Below are 17,951 nucleotides of genomic sequence, written 5' to 3' on the forward strand. Positions count from 1 at the left end.
CAACATGAGTTTCGACATCGCCCTGTCCGGTATCCAGTCCATCAACCAACAGTTGAACAGCACCAGTAACAATATCGCCAATGCCGGCACCTACGGTTTCAAGAGCAGCCGCGCCAACTTTTCGGCCATGTATGCCGGTTCGCGCGCCACGGGCACGGAAATCGGCTCGATCACGCAAAGCATGTCGCTCAATGGCGGCGTGCTGAACACGGGCCGCGCGCTCGACGCGGCCATCGACGGCCGCGGCTTTTTCGTCGCGCGCGATGCGCAAAACACCATGAGCTACAGCCGGGTCGGCATCTTTTCGGCCAGCAGTGATGGCAAGCTGATCGACTCGAACGGCCGCCTGGTACAGGGCTATGCCGCCGTCAAAGGCAGCACCACCCTGGGCACCATGGGCGACATGAACATTCCGACGGGCCAGATTCCCGCCGTGGCATCGACCAAGCTGGCATATGCCGCCAACATGTCGTCCGAATGGACCATCAAGGCCGTGCCTTTCAACAAGACCAACGAACTGAGCTACAACAGCGCCAAGTCCTCGATCGTCTACGATTCGCTGGGCGCCAAGCACTCGCTGGGCCAGTACTTCGTCAAGACGGCGACGGGCGTGGACGTGCACTACACCTTTGACAACGCCGATGTGACGCCGGTGACGAGCATGACCTTCGACACGAACGGCAAGCTGGTGACCGGAACGACCGCCACGCCGGTGTTCCCGACGCCGCCTGGCGCCGCAGCGCTGTCGATCGCCATCGACTACACGGGCACGACCCAGTTCGCCGGTGAAGCGACCACCTCGACCGACCGCGCCGACGGCTATGCCTCGGGCACCTACACGGGCGTGGAACTGGCCGACGATGGCTCCGTCGTGGCGAAATACACGAACGGCCAGAAGCAAAGCATCGGCGTGATCGCCCTGGCCACCTTCCCTGACGAAGGCGGGCTGACGGCCGTCAACGATACCAGCTGGGTCGCCTCGACCACCTCCGGCACCGCCATCTATGACCGTCCGGGCGTCGGCATGGCCGGCAAACTGGTGACGAGCTCGCTGGAACAGTCGAACGTCGACATCACCTCCGAACTGGTGGGCCTGATGACGTCGCAGCGCAACTACCAGGCGAACTCGAAGGTCATCTCGACCGAGAACGCCATGCTGCAATCGCTGATGCAAGCGCTGTAATCCACGATACGCAAAGGTAAAAAGCAATGGATGCGCTGATTTATACCGCCATGAGCGGGGCCGACCGTGCCCTGCGGGCACAGCAGGTACACGCCAACAACCTGGCCAATATCGAGACGGGCGGCTTCCGCGCCAACCTGGAAGTGTCCACTGCCCAGCCGCTGCAAAACGGCTATGGCTACGACGACCGCCACATGACGCAGACGCAGTCGAGCGCCGTCGGCACGCGCACGGGCGCCATCAAGGAAACGGGACGCGAACTCGACGTGGCCGTCACGGGCCCCGGCTTTCTCGCTGTGCAATGGCAAAACGGTGAAGCCTACACGCGCGCCGGCGCCATGGACCTCGATGAAACCGGCGCGCTGACCATCAACGGCCGGCCCGTGCTGGGCGAAGGCGGTCCGATCACGATTCCCGAGCACACCAGCCTGTCGATCGGCGCCGATGGCACGATTTCCATCCAGGTGCCAGGGACTGCGCAAATGCAGACCGTCGACAAGCTCAAGCTGGTCAATGCGGAATCGGGCGAGTTGACGAAGAACGAGGCGGGCCTGATCGTGGCACGCAGCGGCGAAGACTTGCAGGCCGACCCGGCGGTGCGCCTGCGCGACCGTCACCTGGAAGGCAGCAACGTGTCGGCCGTCGAGGAAATGGTCGCTACCATGAGCCTGAACCGCAGTTTCGAAATGCAAATGAAAATTTTCAAGGCCAGCGACGCGATGACCGAGTCCGGCAACCGCCTGCTGGGCGCCTGAGCCCAACGCCAACCAATTACCAGGAGTAAATCATGAATCCAGCAATGTGGATCAGCAAGACCGGCGTGCAGGCACAAGACGCCAAACTGCAAGCCATCGCGAACAACCTGGCCAACGTCAACACCGTTGGCTTCAAGCGCGACCGCGTCGTCTTTGAAGACCTGTTTTACCAGGTCGAGCAGCAGCCGGGCACGCAGCGCGCCGACAATACCCTGTCGCCATCGGGCGTGCAGCTGGGTAACGGTACGCACATGGTCGGCACGCAAAAGGTGTTTACCACCGGCAGCCTGCAAACGACGAGCCGCGAATTCGACGTCGCCATCACCGGCAACGGCTTCCTGCAAGTGCTGCGCCCGAATGGCGAAGCGGCCTACACGCGCGCCGGCCAGCTCGGCATCAATGAAAACGGCGTGATGGTCAATGCCCAGGGCTTGCCGCTGGTGCCGCAGATCACCGTGCCGAACAATGCGACGGCGATCACCATCGGTGAAAACGGCATGGTCACGGCCACCGTGCCGGGCAATGTCAACGGCACCCAGCTGGGCCAGCTGAACCTGACCAGCTTCGTCAACCCGACGGGCCTGCTGGCACTGGGCGAAAACCTGTTCCAGGAAACGGCATCGAGCGGCACGCCGACGGAAGGCCGTCCCGGCGAAGGCGCACTGGGCAAGCTGAAACAGTTCGCGCTGGAAGGCTCGAACGTGCAGGTGGTCGAAGAGATGGTCGACATGATCGCTGCCCAGCGCACCTATGAAATGAACACCAAGGTGCTGTCGGCCGCCGACAATATGCTGCAATACCTGGCGCAAGCGGCACGCTGATGACAATCGCCATGAAAGCCACGGCAGCCATGCTGCTGGTGTTGATGGCCGGTTGCGCCAGCCAGCCGGCCGCGCCGGTGGCGCCCAGCTTTTCCGATACGCCGCTGCCCGTGGCGCCGCGCAGCGCTGCGCGCGGCGGCGTGGGCGGCGGCGTTTTCAATCCCGACGCGGGCCTGGACCTGATCTCGGACAGCCGCGCCTTCCGCGTCGGCGACGTCGTCACGGTGGCCCTGCAGGAAACCACGCAAGCGAGCAAGAAGGCCGGCACCTCGTTCAACAAGGGTTCGTCCGTCGGCGTGAATGCGGCCAACATCCTCGGCAAGACCTTCCCCAAGACGGGCATCGACCTGTCGGCCGACCGCAACTTCGCCGGCGACTCGACCAGCACGCAGCAAAATGCGCTGTCCGGCGCCATCACCGTGATCGTGCAGGAAGTGCTGCCGAACGGCTTGCTGCGCGTGCAGGGCGAGAAAACGCTGACCCTGAACCAGGGCGAGGAATTCGTGCGCCTGCGCGGCTACCTGCGCGCGGCCGACATCGATTCGAACAACCAGGTCTCGTCCCTGCGCATCGCCAATGCACAGATCGCCTATTCCGGCCAGGGCACCCTGGCCGAAGCCAATACACCAGGCTGGCTGACGCGCTTCTTCGTCGGCCCATGGATGCCGTTTTAAGGTGAGCTCATGAAATTTCGTTCCGCCCTGCCCCTGGCAGCCATGCTGGCCGCGCTCTCCGGCTTTGCCCTGCCCGCCAGCGCCGCGCAAGTGCTGCGCAACCTGGTCAGTATCGAGGGCGTGCGCGACAACCCGCTGGTCGGCTACGGCCTCGTCGTGGGCCTGAACGGCAGCGGCGACACCACCCAGGTGAAGTTTTCCAGCCAGTCCGTGGTCAACATGCTCAAGCAATTCGGCGTGAAGATGCCCGACGGCGCCGAAGCAAAAAGCAAGAACGTCGCCACCGTCATGGTCAGTGCCGTGTTTCCTCCAGGATACCGCCGTGGCCAGGCCATCGATGTCACCGTGTCGTCCCTGGGCGATGCGAAGAGCTTGCGCGGCGGCACCTTGTTGCTGACGCAATTGCGCGCGGCCGACAATGAAACGTATGCGTTGGCACAAGGCAACGTCGTCGTCGGCGGCTTGAACGCCACCGGCAAGAGCGGCTCGTCCGTCACCGTCAACACGCCGACCTCAGGCCGCATTCCCAACGGCGCCAACATCGAACGCGAAATCCTCAGCGATTTCTCGACCAAGCCGACCGTCACCCTGAACTTGCGCCACCCGCATTTCGAGACGGCCATCAATATCGTCGAAGCCGTCAACCGCCGCTTTGGCGCCGTCGCCACCACGCGCGACGCCACCAGCGTGGAAGTACTGGCGCCGGAAAACCCGACCCAGCGCGTGGCCTTCATGGCCAAGCTCGAAGCGCTCTCCGTCGATGTCGGCGTCGATACGCCGAAAGTGGTCTTCAATTCGCGCACCGGCACCGTGGTCATCGCCGAAGGCTTGCGCGTCAAGGCGGCCGCCGTCACGCACGGCTCGCTCAAGGTCGTCATTTCCGAAAGTTCGGCCGTCAGCCAGCCGGCGCCGTTCGGCCGCGGCCAGACCACCGTTACGCCGCAGTCGAAAGTGTCCGTCGACCAGGGCAATGGCAATATGTTCAAATGGCCGGCCGGTGCGAAGCTGCAGTCGATTATCGACGTGGTCAACAGCCTGGGCGCCTCGCCCGACGACATCATGGCAATTTTGCAAGCCCTGGACCAGGCCGGCGCCATCGAAGGCGAACTGGTGGTCATATGATGAATATCAACGACAGCAGCGGCGCCCTGCCCTCGGCCCTCGACGACAAGACGCCCGCCGCGGCCACGCCGGCCGATCCCCGTTATGCGGCCAAGGCCACCGAGGCGGCCGTCAAGTTCGAAGCCTTCTTCATCTCGCACATGCTGCGCCAGATGCGTTCGGGCACGCGCGAGATGGCGGGCGAAGACAGCGTCTTCAAGGACCCGGTCAACAGCGACATGCTGGAAATGGCTGATAACCTGGTGGCCGACAAGATGGCCGGCCAGCGCGCCTTCGGCATCGCCGACGCCATTCTGCGCCAGCTGCTGCCGCCTGCCGGCGCCCCGGTGACAGCCCGTGGCGCTGTCAAGACCGACAATATTGCGGCGCCGCTTAATAAATCCGTCTGAAGCGTCGCCTGTACAAGGTAACAACGATTCAGTGCCTGCCCACCCGCACGCGCCACACTCTTCACGAAAGAAACTTGCCCAATGAGCATCATCAGCAATGCATTGTCAGGCAGCATCGCCGCCCAGGCCGCACTCAATGCGGCCAGCCAGAACATCGCCAACCTGCAAACGGCGGGCTACACGCGCCAGGGTGTGCTGCTGTCATCGCTTGGCGCCACCGCCGGCGTGCGTTCGGCCGGCAATGGCGTGGAAGTGTCCGCCTTGCTGCGTTTTGCCGATGCTTATAAGAGCCAGCAAATGTGGCGTGCCGCGTCCGACCAGGGCGCCCGCTCGCAGACCCAGCCTTACCTGACCCAGCTCGAACGCGTGATGGGCGACGATGCGTCGAGCATCAGCAATGGCATCGACGGTTTCTTCAAGGCCCTGAACGCGGCCGCCGTCGACCCGACGTCGACGCCGCTGCGCCAGCAGATCGTCACTTCCGCCGATGCCATGGCGCAGCGCTTCAACAGCATCAGCACCGTCATGGGCAACCAGTTGCTGTCGGTCCAGCAACAACGGGCGGCGATTGTGCCGCAAGCGAATACCACCCTGGCCAATATCGCCGCGTTGAACCAGCGTATCAGCACCTCCACGGCGTCGGGCACGAACGTGTCGTCGCTGATGGATGCGCGCGACCAGCTGATCGATGGCCTGGCCTCGCAAATGGGCATCGATGTGCTCGACCAGCCGGACGGCTCGCGCAATGTCTCGCTGAAGTCGGGCCAGCCGCTGGTCATCGGCAGCCTGGCCGGCACCCTGAGCAGCACCATGACGAACACGGGCGATCAGACGCTGAGCCTCGATTTCGCCAAGTCCTCGTACACGCTCGATCTGGTCGCCATCGGCGGCCAGATGGGCGGCCTGGGCGAATTCGAAAAAAATACCCTGAAACCGCTGCAGCAGTCGCTGCAGGACATGGCCACCCAGTTGACCAGCAAGGTCAACGCGCAACTGGCGCTGGGAACAACCATGGCCGGCACGGCCGGCGGTCCCCTGCTGGCCTACGCGAATGGCAAGCTGAGCATTACCCCTGGCTTCAACGCCAAGGACCTGGCCCTGTCGCTGACGGGCCAGGCCGGCGACAGCGGCAACTTGCAGAAATTGATCGACATCAAGAATCAACCGATCAACGTCAGCTGGGTGGGTTCCGTCCTGATGAGCGACGCGGACACGCAGCTGGTCGGCAAGCTGGCGATCTACAGCCAGCAGAACCAGGCCTTGCTGAAGACGGCCAGCACGGTGCGCGCGCAAGCGATCGACGACTGGAAATCCACGAGCGGCGTGAACAAGGACGAAGAAGCGATGAACCTGGTCGAATTTCAGAATATGTACCAGGCAAACATGAAAGTCATTTCCGTGGCGAATACCTTGTTTGACGCCACTTTGCAAATGATGGGTTAAGGAGAAGATCATGCGTGTTGCCAGTAGCCAGTACCAATCGCTGATTAATATTTCTCTTCAGCAAAATCAAGAACGCATCAATTACCTGACCCAGCAGATGGCCTCGGGCTTGCGCATCCAGCTGCCGTCGGATGACCCGATCGGCAACGTGCGCATTTCGCGCCTGACGCGCGAGCAAGCCATGGTCACCCAGTACCAGGACAATATCGCCACAGTCAAAGTGCGCCTGCTGAAAAACGAAAACTACCTGTCGAGCATGGTTACCGACATGGGCCAGGCGCGCGACCTGCTCGTGTGGGCGGCCGACGGCAGCAACGCCCCCGACGACCTGAATGCGATGACGCAATCGCTGGTCGCCATGCGCGACAGCGTGCTGTACACGGCCAACCTGAAGGACCAGGAAGGCCGCTACATGTTTTCCGGCACCGCCACCGACCAGCCGGCGATCAAGTACGACGCGACAGCGGCTGCCGGTTCGCGCTACAGCTACATCGGCAATACCGACACGCAGACCGTGGTGGTGGGCAATGGCGTGACGCAGGCGGCCAACGTCGACGTGAAGAATCTGGAAGTATGGCTCAACAAGATCGACCAGGTCATCACCACCCTCGGCACGCCGGGCGTCAGCCCGAACGACCCGGCCGTGCGGGCCGTGGTGGGCGCAGGCCTGAATGGCACGGATGACGGCATGGATCTGCTCTCGGGCAAGATCGCCATCTTCGGCGGCGCGCAGAACATTCTGTCCACCTTGTCCGGCAACCTGGCCAATGTCTCGCTGTCGAACGATTCGGCCCTGCTGGACCTGAAAAAGACCGACATGGGCGCGGCGGCCATCGAACTGACCGGCTACCAGACAGCCCTGCAGGCAACATACAAGGCATACGCCAAGGTTGGCACCATTTCCCTGTTTGATCTTCTCTGACCATCATGCAAATCGTTCAGACTCCCTCCTCTTCCGGCGTCAATGCCAAAGGCGCCGGCACAGCCCGCGTCGTCGATGACGCGTCCGCCGCCATCAACGGCAGCGCCAGCGCGCGCAGCGATGCGCCGGCGGCGAAGAGGTCGACGGCGAGCCTGCAACGCGGCCTGAGCAACTGGGATCACCAGCTGCAGGGGGAGATTTCCAACGCGCAGCAAACGCTCGACTACCTGGAACGCAGCAGCAGCCAGTTGCAAGCGCTGAAAAGCGAGCTGGCGGCCAAGCTGGCCGCGCGCCAGGGCCGCGAAGGGCAAGTCGAAGCGAGAGTACGCCAGTTCAGCAATACCTGGCGCCAGCGCGCCAGCGCCTCGGGCGGCACGCTCGACGCACAGCTCAGCTATACCAGCCCGCGCGCGGCACAGCAAAACTTCAGCATCCGCGGCCTGACCATGGCCAGCCTGCAGGAAGGCCCGCAGGAAGTGCTGGCGTTTTCCGTCGGCGGCGCGAACCAGGCATTGCGCTCGGTCAATATCGAACCTGGCCTGAGCGCGAACGAAATCGTCTCGCGCTTCGACCGCGCCTTGATGCCATCGGGTATCGGCGTCAAACTGGGTGAGAATGGCGAACTGGTGTTCAGCACGTCGGAGGCGGCCTGGGCCAACGTGCGCGACAGCCTGTCCGTGCGCGGCAGCGGCATCCGCTATCCGACCGGCCAGATGAGCCGCGTGCGCACGGATGCGGAACCGGCCGCCATCGCGCCGGAAGAATGGCATACCGGCGACGTGGAAGCCCTGCGCGCCACCTTGCAGCAAGTGGTGCAGGCGCTGGCGCAGTTGCAGGCGGCGCGCAGCTCCGTCAGCCTGGCCCTGGCGCAAGCGACGGGACGAGTTGCCCGAGCGCAACCGGTGCAGGTGCATGTCAGCATGGATACCCTGGCGGAAAACTTCACGCAAAAGGCCAGCGAGCCCGGCTATGAATCGCTACTGGCGATCAGCTCGGCATTGGTCGGCATCAGCCGCGAGAGAGTCGTCGCCCTGCTGGGCCTCGAATAATCGCTCCCTGCGCGTGCGCCGCCCTGGCGCACGCGGCAATAATGGGGCACGCCCCCTAGCTCAGGATGGTGGAAATCCGTAGGCTCTGTCCCCGACAAATAGGGGAACTCAAGGAATCTTCCCCAGCCCCGGCTGTCTGACTATACCTATCAGACAAACGGGAGCCTTCCATGCAGCCAGCCGAATGGAAAACCTTCATCACCCAGTTCGCCGCACTGAGCCGTCGCCAGCGTCTGGCGAGCACTGCTCTGCTGCGCGGGGCAGGATCGCGGAACGCCGCCGTGGCACTGGTCGAAAGCGTGGCCCGGCAGCGATTGCACTGTCCCGCCTGCAACAGCAGCCATGCGCACCGGCACGGTCATGCGCACGGACTGCAGCGCTACCGTTGCGTACCGTGCGGGCGCACCTTCAATGCGCTCACCGGCACGCCGCTGGCCCGCTTGCGCCACAAGACCTTGTGGCTCGACTACGCTGGTTGCCTGCTCCAGTCGGCTTCCGTGCGCAAGGCAGCAAGCCAGCTGGGCGTGCACCGCAACACCGCCTTTCGCTGGCGCCACCGGTTTTTAAGTCTGGCCAAGACGGACCGGCCCCATTGCCTGCATGGCATCGCCGAAGCGGACGAGCTGTATGTGCTGGAGTCGGAAAAGGGCGCGCGGCATCTGACGCGTCCGGCGCGCCGCCGTGGCGGCCATGCCCACAAGCGCGGCATTTCCAGTGAACAAGTCTGCATCCTGGTGGCGCGCGACCGCACGGGACAAACCCGCGATTTCGTCGCGGGAAAAGGGGTGCTGACCAAGGCGCAGCTACATGCTTGCCTGCCTCCGGTGATCGACAAGGACATCTTGCTGGTCACCGACGACCATGCTGCCTATCGCGCCTTCGCGCGTGAAGCGGGCATCAGTCACCAGGCCGTCAATGTGCGTGCCGGCATCCGCGCGCAGGGCGCCGCCCACGTGCAGAACGTCAACGCGTATCACAGCCGCTTGCGCGGCTGGCTGCGCATCTTCCATGGCGTGGCCAGCCGTTATCTGCCGAATTACCTGGGGTGGCGCTGGATACTGGACGCCGGGCGCATCCGCTCCCCAGAAACATTATTGAAGGCAACATTGGGCGAGTTCCCACATTTGACGGTGACATAGCCAATCCGTAAGATGCTGCTGTCGCCATCTACTTCCGGAGTTTCCTTGATAAAAACCGCCGCCCGGCTGATCAGTTATGCCCTGCTGGGCAAATCCGGCAAGCAGCCCCTCGATATCGCCAAGGTGCGCAAGGTACTGATTTTGCGCAACGACAAGATCGGCGACATGATCGTCACCTCGGCCCTGCTGCGCGAGCTGAAGAAAAACTATCCGCACTGGCAGATCGACGTGGCCGCCAGCAGCGCCAACCGCGATGTCATCGCCGACAACCCGCATGTGAACGAGATCCTGATCTGGGACAAGCAGCCGCTGCTGCGCGACTTGCGCACCACCATCGCCGAGCTGCGCCGGCGCCGCTACGACGTCATCTTCAATCCCTACAACCGCTTTTCGATTCCCCTGCTGCTGCGTATCAAATGGCTGGGTGCACGCTATCTGACGGGCTTTGCCATTCCCAAGTACGGCACCTCGACGGCGAAGCTGGGCATGTTTGACCATACCGTGCCCTGCGACCGCAGCCGCCACATCCTGCACAGCTTTTTCGCCACGTTCGAACAATTTGGCTTGCGCGGCATCGATATGCGCTATGAACTGTTCGGCGTGGACGCGCACGCGGCACGGGTCGACGCCGCCTGCGACACCTTGCTGCGTACACATGAAGGCTTGTTCTGCCTCAATTTCCAGGGCAGCAATGCGCAGCGCACGGTCAGCGTGGCCGACGCCCAGTGCTGCTGCGCGGCCCTGGCGGCACGCTATCCGCGCCATGCGCTGCTGGTGATCGCCGCGCCGGGCACCGAGGCGCGCGCCGCCGAGATCGTGCGCGGCGCCGGCCATGCCAACGTGATGAGCGCGCCACCCACGGGCCACATCCTGGAGCTGGCGGCCCTGATCCGCCGCTGCGAACTGGTGCTGTCGCCCGACACGTCGGTGATCCACATCGCCTCGGCGTACGACAAGAAAATCGTCGGCTACTACATCCGCACCGACAACTACCGCTGGTTCTATCCGGCCAGCCGCCATTACCGCGTCATTCTGGCGCCGGGCCTGACGCTGGCCTCGGTCAGCGCCGCCGAGACGCTGGCCGCCGTGGAAGAGCTGATGGAAGGCGCCGGGCAGGCGCAGGAAACGCTTCAGGCCGCCGGCTGAGACGCCAGCAGGCGGTCCATCTGTCCCGCCGGCAACGCGCGCGAAAAAAAGTACCCTTGCGCATAGTCGCACCCGGCGGCGCGCAGCAGGTCGCGCTGCGACGCCGTCTCCACGCCTTCGGCCACGACTTTCAGCCCCAGCCGCTGCGCCAGCGCGATGATCGCCTCGCACAGGCCCTGCCCGTCGCCATCGTGCCCCAGCTCGCCAACCAGGGAACGGCCGATCTTGAGAAAATCGATGTCGGCCTTCTTGATGCACGCGAGCGACACCTGGCCGCTGCCGAAATCATCGAGCGCCAGGGCCAGGCCCATGGCGCGGAACTGGCGCAGCCGGTCGACCACCTGGCGCCCCTCGTCGAGCAGCACCGCTTCCCTCGTCTCGATGACGATGGCGCCCGGCGCCAGCCCCTGGCGCGCCAGATGCCCGCCCCAGTCCTGGTACAGCGCGGCGTCGCAGCGAAATTCCATGGCCGACTTGTTGATGCTGATCTGGAACGGAGCGCCATGTTCGTCCTGCCACTTCCGCGCCTGGCGCACGACCTGGCGAAACACCCATTCGCCGATATCGATGATCAGACCGTTCGCCTCGGCAAAGGCGATGAAATCGGCGGGCACCAGCAAGCCGCGCAGCGGATGTCGCCAGCGCAGCAGCGCCTCGGCCCGCTCGATGGCGCCATCGCGCAGGCGGACGATGGGCTGGTAATGCACTTCGAACTGGTCCTGCGCCAGCGCCAGGCGCATCTCGCGCACCGTGCTGCGGCGCAATTCGGCCGCCTGCTGCAAGGCCGGCGTGAAATAGCTGTAGCCGTTGCGCCCCGCACTCTTGGCCGCGTACATGGCCTGGTCCGCATGCCGCAGCAAGGTGTCCGGCGCCTCGGCGTCGGCCGGATACAGGGCCACGCCCACACTGGCCGACACTTGCGCCGTGTCGCCGTCGAGCATGAACGGCAGGGCCAGCGCGGCCGTCAGTTCCTGCAGCACGCGCTCGATGCCGCCCAGCTGCCCCACGCCGGCCAGGATGACGGTGAATTCGTCGCCGCCCAGGCGTGCCACCGTATCGGTGGCGCGCACGCGCTCGCTGATGCGGTGCGCCGCCTGGCGCAGCAGCATGTCGCCCTTCTCGTGACCGAGGCGGTCATTCACCTGCTTGAAATGGTCGAGGTCGATGAACAGCAGGGCCAGGCAAGCGCCTTCGCGTTTGGCATGGGCCGCCTCGTGCTGCAAGCGGTCGAGAAACATGTGGCGGTTCGGCAAGCCTGTCAGCTGGTCGAAATTGGCTTGCCGCCAGATGCGCTCGGACGCCGCGCGCTGCGCCGTGATGTCGCTGACCAGCGCCAGCGCGCCCAGGTAGGTGCCGGCGGAGTCGAAGATGGGATTGGTGGCCAGGGTGGCCCACAGGGTGCTGCCGTCACGCCGCAGGAACTTGAATTCGTGGCGCTCGACGATGCCGTCCTGCCGCCGCGCAATGTTGCGCTCCAGGATGGCGCGCCCCTCCTCATCCATGAAGGCGGCCAGCGGCTGGCCCAGCATATCCTCGATCTGGCAATCGAGCATCTGCGCCATCTTCGGATTGACAAAGCTCGTCAGCGCCTGCGCATCGATTTCCCAGATGCCCTCCTCGGCGCTGTGCACGATGCGTCGGAAACGCTCTTCGCTGCGTTCGAGCGCGGCCAGCTTGCCTTCGGCCTGCTCCAGCACCAGGCGCAGCGCCTGGCCGTTCGGATCGGCGCTGCCCAGCAGGCTGACGGGCAAGCCGGCCTCGCGCGCGCCGGGACGCGGCGGCGGCAGCTGCACCTGCAGCTGGATACGCTCGGGCTCGCTACTGTTGAGCACGCGCTGCACGAACTGGTCGTAATCGTGGCGGAACGCCTCGTGCACATAGGAGCGGAACAGCACGTGGCCGGGATGCCCCCGCGCCAGGCCGAACAGTTCCGCCGCCACCAGGTTGACCTGCAGGATCACGCCATCGAGACCGAGCACGAAATAGGCAACAGGCGCGAGCAGGTATAAATCGTTGAAATAAGCTTGTTCGCGTTCGGCCTTCATCCGTTCCGGACTGAAGACGCCATCGTCAAGCAGGGGCGCGACATGCCGCGGCACGCCGTCGCGGCCGAGCGGGGAGGAATCCAGAGCAGGTACCGCTTGCGGTGCTGTATCCATGGCTGTCCTTTGCACGGCCGCCCTGGCAAACAGGTGGGTGCAGTAGCGAGACTAGCACGCGTCACGCGCAGTGTCGAGCCATGCCTGCCCATATGCCACATTCACCACAGGCAGGGGCCGTCAGGACAGCTGCGCCGGCAGCGCTGCGGCGCGCGAGCGGCCGCGCGTGAGCGCATGCCAGCCAGCGCGCAAGGCAAGCAGGCAGGCGTCGGCGAACATGGCTGCGCCACCGTTGAGACGCCGGCGCAATACGTGGGTCGCCATCCGATAGCGGCCGGAACCATACAACTGCTTGATCAACCTGCGCACGGCGGACGCATGCATGATGGCATCGTCGCACAGGAGCAGGTAATCGCGCAGCGCCACATCGTCCAGCACCCGGCCAAAGTTGAAAAACCCATGGAAACCGAACGTGGGGCCGGTGGGGTCCACACATTCAAACGCAAAGTTGGAGGCCAGACCGGCATCGGCAAAGCGCACGCCAAAATCGTCGCGCAACCGCTCGCCATGCAACTCACAGATCGCATAGTCCTCGGGATGGACTTGCGTGATGGCCAGCTGAGGCAAGACCTCGTACAGACGCCGCGATCGCAAGGAAAAGCCGCCATTACCGACGGCCACAGGGCGATGCGACCACGGTGCGCCTATGTAATCGCAGTCCAGGAAAGCGTTCTGCCATTGGCGCGCATCCACAATGAAACTGTCCCACTGCATGATGAGCACATGTGTGCCGCTGAAATGGGTGCTCAGCTCATGCACCATGAATGCCGAATACGCCTCCACGCTCTCGATGGGGGCGATCAGTACCTGGCGTATATGCGGGGGCAAATCATGCAGGCGGGACGTGAACAGCAAACACTCCTTGAAATCGGCGCCGGCCAGGCAACGCTCGATGGCAAAGCTGGCCAAGTCGGGATAACGCGTTTCCACGCACACCAGGCTGATGTTGCGGAGGTCCAGTTTGTCATTATGCATCACAGGCTTTTCATCGGAATGTAGACGGAAGGCATACCTGGCGCGGCATGGCATATTTTGCAACGCCCGCATCATACAGCGCAAAGCGGAGCCGGACAAGGGGCATGGCCGCCCGCCTCACTGCAGTGGATACGATTCAGCGGCCCATGCGGTGACGGCGTAAGCCGAAATCATGGCCCACCACCAGCAAGGTGCTGGCCACCAGGCTCGATAGCCCCACGATCAGCTGGATCAGCTTATCGTCAGGCAATATCCACAAGGACGAGGCGGGTGTCTCGCAGCCCGTGGCGGCGCTGATCAGGGGAGACACCCACGCCGCGTCCGGCGTCACGTCGAGCACGACGGCGCCGTCGGCGCTCGTCTGCATATAGATGTCGCCCCCTTCGGCCAGGGTAAAGCAGATGCCCACGCCCGTTTCCGTGGCGCGGATATTGTCCTGCATGCTGCGATTATGTTCCTCGATCCACACTTCCACGTCGTATGGCGTTTCCAGGTGCTCCCACGGACGGGGGCGGAAACGGGGACGTTCGTCCGCGCTGGCGGGGGAATCCGGGATATCGGGAATGTTGCTGTCTGCTGCGCCTTGCATGCTCGTTGACCTTTTCTGCGGTGATGTACTGCGGTGATGTGCTGCCGTGATGCAGGGGAGCGCTTGCCCGCCAGCCGCCATTATCCCTCGTTCGCGGCAAGCATGGTAATTCCACGCCACACCCATCAGAAAAACTGATAGCCATCAACTTTTAGCATCAGCATGACTGACTTAAAATACACGCCATCTCTTCTTTACAGGTTTTACATGCAAGGCATCAAACGCAAAATCGTCTACGTCACCGCCTTTGAAATCATCGGCATGGCCATTTCCACGGCCTGGCTGACCCTCCTTTCAGGCGAGTCGCCCACCAGCACGGGTCCGCTGGCCATCATGATCACCACCATCGCCGTGATCTGGAACCTGCTCTACAACACGGCGTTCGAATACTGGGAAATCCGGCAAGTATCGCGCACGCGCACCGTCTGGCGCCGCATCCTGCATGCGATCGGCTTCCAGATCACGCTTGTCATCTACCTGATCCCGCTGATCGCCTGGTGGCTCGACATCAGCCTGTGGCAAGCGTTCGTGCTGGACTTCGCGCTGATGCTGATCATCCCCTGCTACAGCTTCATCTTCAATTACTTCTTCGACGGCCTGTTCGGCGTGCCCCTGTCGGCGCAACAGCCGAAGGAAGAGCCCAATGATGCTCAGGCCGCTTCGCTGAGCAACTGAAGAAAGGACCGCGCCGCCATGCCCAGCGGCCGGTCCTTCATCCACACCAGGTGGATGGGCACGACCAGGCCATTGCCCGTATTCTTGAACGCCACGCAGCGCACCCGCCCTGCCGCCAGCGATTCCTTGATGGCCGAGGCGGCAAAGTTGCCCCAGCCCAGTCCCGCCTCCACCATCGCCAGCGCCATCGGCAAACTGTCGGTGCGCCAGTAGGACAGCCCCACCACGGGGCGCGCATCGGCCAGGTCGAGTTCGCGGCTGGCCACGATAATCTGGCGCAAATTCACCAATTCCTCGATATACAGGGGCCGGCCCGCCACGTCGGGTGGATGCTGGGTGGAAATAATCGCCAGCAAGGCATCGCTGCCCACCAGCTGGAACTGTTCCTCGTGGTTGATGCGCCCGCCGGCAAAGGCCATGCAGGCGCTGATGCGGCCCCGGTGCAGCATGTCGAGCACATCGTCCTGCGGCGCCGTCAGCACCTCGATGTCGAGCAGCGGATGGCGCTGCGACAGCGCGCGCACGGCGGCGAGAAAAGGCGCATGGTCGAGTTCGGCCGCAATACCGAGCGAAATACGGCTTTCCAGCCCCTGCGACAATTCCTGCACATGCAGGTGCAACTGCTTCAGCTGCTCGGCGATCAAGCGCGCGTGGGGCAGCAGCGCCATCGCGGCCGGCGTGGGCACGGCTTCGCGCGCGCCCCGGTCGAACAGGGCGATACCCAGTTCCGCCTCGATGTTGGCCATCGCCATGCTGACGGCCGACGGCGCCCGGCGCAAGGCGCGCGCGGCAGCCGAGAACGAGCCGCCGTCAACGACGGCCAGGAACAGTTCGATGTTATGGCTGGACAGTTTCATGGGAAGGGGAAATGGGAAGCGTGGGAAGCTGGAAACGGGCGACGCGTTCCTGCCGCCGGCGATAGAATGGCAGAAATCTCGATAGCAGGAGGGGCCATGACTCGTCCACTTCCCTACCGCCGCGGCGGCTATGTCTCGGAGTTTACCCGCTTTATCGACGGCTATCTGCGCGAGCATCCCGAAGCGCAAGCCAGCCAGCGCCTGGGCTGGCGCATTTACTGGGAACGCCCCGTGAATTTCGATGAATGGCGGCGCACCAGCACCGATAGCGTGCCGGAGCCGCCGTATCACTACGATTAGAAAGCCTCAGCCTTTCCAGACGCGCTGCAATCCCGTATCCGCATGGATCCAGCCGCCACGGGGTCCCGAGCGGTAATAGAAGCCCACGCCGCCCTGCTTGAAGCTGCGCACGAGCGAACCGAGCACTTCTGCGTTCAGATTCGCCACGCGGATGTCGGCGGCGCGGCCCGAGATGTGCAGCGACTGGCGCGCGGCCGGCACGCCCGCTTCGCGCAGCTTGCCGTTCGACTCGGCCGTGCGGTAGCCCGACAGGATTTCCAGCGGCTGCTCGATGCCGTAGCGGGCCACGAACGCTTGCGTGCCCCACAGGGTTTCCAGCAGTTTCGGGTCGATGGGCGCCGTCTTCTTGCCGTTCACGTCGCGCAGCAAGTGGCACAGTTCCTGGTAGGCCGAATCGATGACTTCGCCATCCTTCCAGTACAGCAGTTTCGCCTTTTCATTGCTGGCCGGGCGCACCACTTCCAGGGTGCGGGGCTTGAGCCAGAATTCCAGGTCCAGCGCCTGCGCGTCGAAGATGTCGGGAGGCGGCTCCATCTCCGTGATCGCCTGGCGCGACTGCGAGGTGATCGAGCGGTCGACGCTGGCCAGTTGCGTCGGCTGGGGCGGCACGCCCGTGCGCGGCGCACGCGGCTTGGCGCTGGCCGAAGCCGACGCGGGAGCGGCCGTGCGCGAGGCGCAGCCGATGAGTGGGGTGGCTACCAGGCCCAGCGCGGCCAGGCCCATACCATGATGTAGAAAATTTCTGCGCGATGCCATAGTCAGTCCAATGTAACGATGGGAATACTATAGCGTATTGTGCTGCGAAGAAAAACCCTCAATGCCTATCGTGCCGCCCTCATTTCAGGATTCGGCATCCTACACGGCGGCCGCACTGGCCGCGACGTCCCGATTTGCCTGCGCCAGCGCCGTCAGGGGCTTGTCCAATAAATAGCCCTGGGCCACGATGGGCAAGCCCGTGACGGCGGCGATGCGCTGCAGCGCGGCCAGCGCCGCCGGCGTGTCGAGGCGCTTGAAAATGACGCGTATCTTCGCCGCATGGCACACGGTGACGAAGCTGGCGACGGCTTGCTCGTCGCTGAGGTTGCCCGCGTCGAGCTTGAACGCATGCGGGTGCAAGCGCTCCAGCATGCCCGTGGCCTCGTGCACGCTGGCCACGTTGATGGCCAGGCGGAAACCGTTGCGCCGGTAATTGTCGGCCACGTAATTGAGCAGCCAGCCCTGGTTCGGCGTCACCGCCGGCAATTGCAGCACGATGCGCTCGATGGGCAAGCCCAACGCGTCGAGGATGCGCTGGAAGGCGTGGCCATGGTTGCTGCTGACGGCGCTGAGCAGGCGGTCATGCACGTTCAGGTACAGGTCCGACTGCTCCGCTTCGCTCTGGCGAAAGAAATTAATGGCGTGCAGCATGCGGCACAGCCGGTCCAACTCCACGGATTCGTCGTCGCTGGCCGCGTGGTCCAGCAAACGCCACAGCGACAAGCCCTCGTCCGCCTTCGACACGCTGCGCGCCAGTCCCTCGAACGCCACCAGCTTGCCGCTGTCGAGTTCGCGCAGCGGCTGGAAGGCGCTGGTCATGGTGCAATTGAAGAAGCGCCCCAGCGCCCTGCCTTCGCCGTCGAGCCAGACGCTGGTGCCGGCCTGGGTTTGGTGCGACAGGCGGGCCAGGTAGTTCTTCAGGACGGGAAATGGCATACGTGCTCCTTCATCGGACTGCGCCGGCGTCCCGCATGGGGACGACGGCGCCAAAGTGTGC

19 protein-coding genes are annotated in these 17,951 nt (G+C 63.9%); 13 read left to right on the plus strand and 6 right to left on the minus strand.

From position 1 onward, the window contains the following. The first annotated feature begins 4 nt into the window (after positions 1 to 4). From CSQ95_RS25630 to CSQ95_RS25680, 11 genes are all read left to right on the plus strand, one after another. Complete coding sequence (locus tag CSQ95_RS25630; protein WP_099411536.1) at positions 5 to 1,183, plus strand: flagellar hook protein FlgE; 1,179 nt, start codon at positions 5 to 7, stop codon at positions 1,181 to 1,183. Positions 1,184 to 1,209: 26 nt separating this feature from the next. Further along, a complete protein-coding gene (locus CSQ95_RS25635) occupies positions 1,210 to 1,938 on the plus strand; it encodes a flagellar basal body rod protein FlgF (protein WP_070219896.1) in 729 nt (242 codons plus the stop codon). Positions 1,939 to 1,970: 32 nt separating this feature from the next. Continuing rightward, positions 1,971 to 2,759 (plus strand): flagellar basal-body rod protein FlgG, encoded by a 789-nt coding sequence (flgG, locus tag CSQ95_RS25640; RefSeq protein ID WP_170909686.1) that lies wholly within the window; start codon positions 1,971 to 1,973, stop codon positions 2,757 to 2,759. Between the two features lie 11 nt (positions 2,760 to 2,770). Then, positions 2,771 to 3,433: a flagellar basal body L-ring protein FlgH gene (gene flgH / locus CSQ95_RS25645; RefSeq protein WP_046685514.1), complete on the plus strand. Its 663-nt coding sequence runs from the start codon at positions 2,771 to 2,773 to the stop codon at positions 3,431 to 3,433. Positions 3,434 to 3,442: 9 nt separating this feature from the next. Further along, complete coding sequence (locus CSQ95_RS25650) at positions 3,443 to 4,555, plus strand: flagellar basal body P-ring protein FlgI (RefSeq protein WP_070219890.1); 1,113 nt, start codon at positions 3,443 to 3,445, stop codon at positions 4,553 to 4,555. Then, positions 4,552 to 4,944 carry a flagellar biosynthesis protein FlgJ gene (locus CSQ95_RS25655; protein ID WP_373633016.1) on the plus strand — a complete coding sequence of 131 codons (393 nt, stop codon included), beginning with the start codon at positions 4,552 to 4,554 and terminating at the stop codon, positions 4,942 to 4,944. Before CSQ95_RS25650 ends, CSQ95_RS25655 begins: the two co-directional genes overlap by 4 nt. An 81-nt stretch (positions 4,945 to 5,025) precedes the next feature. Then, positions 5,026 to 6,387, plus strand: a complete 1,362-nt coding sequence (gene flgK / locus CSQ95_RS25660; protein WP_070289067.1) for a flagellar hook-associated protein FlgK — start codon at positions 5,026 to 5,028, stop codon at positions 6,385 to 6,387. Positions 6,388 to 6,397: 10 nt separating this feature from the next. Beyond that, positions 6,398 to 7,309 (plus strand): flagellar hook-associated protein FlgL, encoded by a 912-nt coding sequence (flgL, locus tag CSQ95_RS25665; protein ID WP_070219886.1) that lies wholly within the window; start codon positions 6,398 to 6,400, stop codon positions 7,307 to 7,309. Between the two features lie 5 nt (positions 7,310 to 7,314). Then, a complete protein-coding gene (locus CSQ95_RS25670) occupies positions 7,315 to 8,358 on the plus strand; it encodes a hypothetical protein (RefSeq protein WP_070219884.1) in 1,044 nt (347 codons plus the stop codon). A gap of 170 nt (positions 8,359 to 8,528) precedes the next feature. Further along, on the plus strand, positions 8,529 to 9,497 hold the full coding sequence (locus CSQ95_RS25675; protein ID WP_099411537.1) for an IS1595 family transposase: 969 nt from the start codon (positions 8,529 to 8,531) through the stop codon (positions 9,495 to 9,497). A 45-nt stretch (positions 9,498 to 9,542) separates the two neighbouring features. Beyond that, positions 9,543 to 10,643: a glycosyltransferase family 9 protein gene (locus CSQ95_RS25680; protein WP_180279165.1), complete on the plus strand. Its 1,101-nt coding sequence runs from the start codon at positions 9,543 to 9,545 to the stop codon at positions 10,641 to 10,643. Here CSQ95_RS25680 and CSQ95_RS25685 read toward each other — a convergent pair. The 3 genes from CSQ95_RS25685 to CSQ95_RS25695 form a co-directional block, all read right to left on the minus strand. Then, entirely contained in the window at positions 10,628 to 12,802 is a 2,175-nt protein-coding gene (locus tag CSQ95_RS25685) for a bifunctional diguanylate cyclase/phosphodiesterase (RefSeq protein ID WP_306532812.1), read from the minus strand. The two genes, CSQ95_RS25680 and CSQ95_RS25685, sit on opposite strands and share 16 nt — an antisense overlap. Positions 12,803 to 12,922: 120 nt before the next feature. Next, positions 12,923 to 13,876: a DUF5672 family protein gene (locus tag CSQ95_RS25690; protein WP_143450080.1), complete on the minus strand. Its 954-nt coding sequence runs from the start codon at positions 13,874 to 13,876 to the stop codon at positions 12,923 to 12,925. A 37-nt stretch (positions 13,877 to 13,913) separates the two neighbouring features. After that, positions 13,914 to 14,366, minus strand: a complete 453-nt coding sequence (locus CSQ95_RS25695; protein WP_070291266.1) for a hypothetical protein — start codon at positions 14,364 to 14,366, stop codon at positions 13,914 to 13,916. Between the two features lie 207 nt (positions 14,367 to 14,573). Between CSQ95_RS25695 and CSQ95_RS25700 the strand changes: the two genes are divergently transcribed. Then, entirely contained in the window at positions 14,574 to 15,041 is a 468-nt protein-coding gene (locus CSQ95_RS25700) for a PACE efflux transporter (RefSeq protein WP_070224839.1), read from the plus strand. Here CSQ95_RS25700 and CSQ95_RS25705 read toward each other — a convergent pair. Next, complete coding sequence (locus CSQ95_RS25705; protein ID WP_070224838.1) at positions 15,017 to 15,898, minus strand: LysR family transcriptional regulator; 882 nt, start codon at positions 15,896 to 15,898, stop codon at positions 15,017 to 15,019. The two genes, CSQ95_RS25700 and CSQ95_RS25705, sit on opposite strands and share 25 nt — an antisense overlap. Before the next feature lie 96 nt (positions 15,899 to 15,994). Between CSQ95_RS25705 and CSQ95_RS25710 the strand changes: the two genes are divergently transcribed. Continuing rightward, complete coding sequence (locus tag CSQ95_RS25710; protein WP_099411541.1) at positions 15,995 to 16,198, plus strand: DUF3460 family protein; 204 nt, start codon at positions 15,995 to 15,997, stop codon at positions 16,196 to 16,198. Positions 16,199 to 16,204: 6 nt separating this feature from the next. Here CSQ95_RS25710 and CSQ95_RS25715 read toward each other — a convergent pair whose 3' ends face one another. Continuing rightward, positions 16,205 to 16,954, minus strand: coding sequence for a YcbK family protein (locus tag CSQ95_RS25715; protein WP_373633025.1), 750 nt, complete (start codon positions 16,952 to 16,954; stop codon positions 16,205 to 16,207). Positions 16,955 to 17,053: 99 nt separating this feature from the next. Beyond that, positions 17,054 to 17,890, minus strand: a complete 837-nt coding sequence (locus CSQ95_RS25720; RefSeq protein ID WP_099411542.1) for an EAL domain-containing protein — start codon at positions 17,888 to 17,890, stop codon at positions 17,054 to 17,056. Positions 17,891 to 17,951 lie beyond the last annotated feature (61 nt).

This window comes from Janthinobacterium sp. BJB304 (assembly GCF_002735765.1).
Lineage (GTDB): Bacteria > Pseudomonadota > Gammaproteobacteria > Burkholderiales > Burkholderiaceae_D > Janthinobacterium.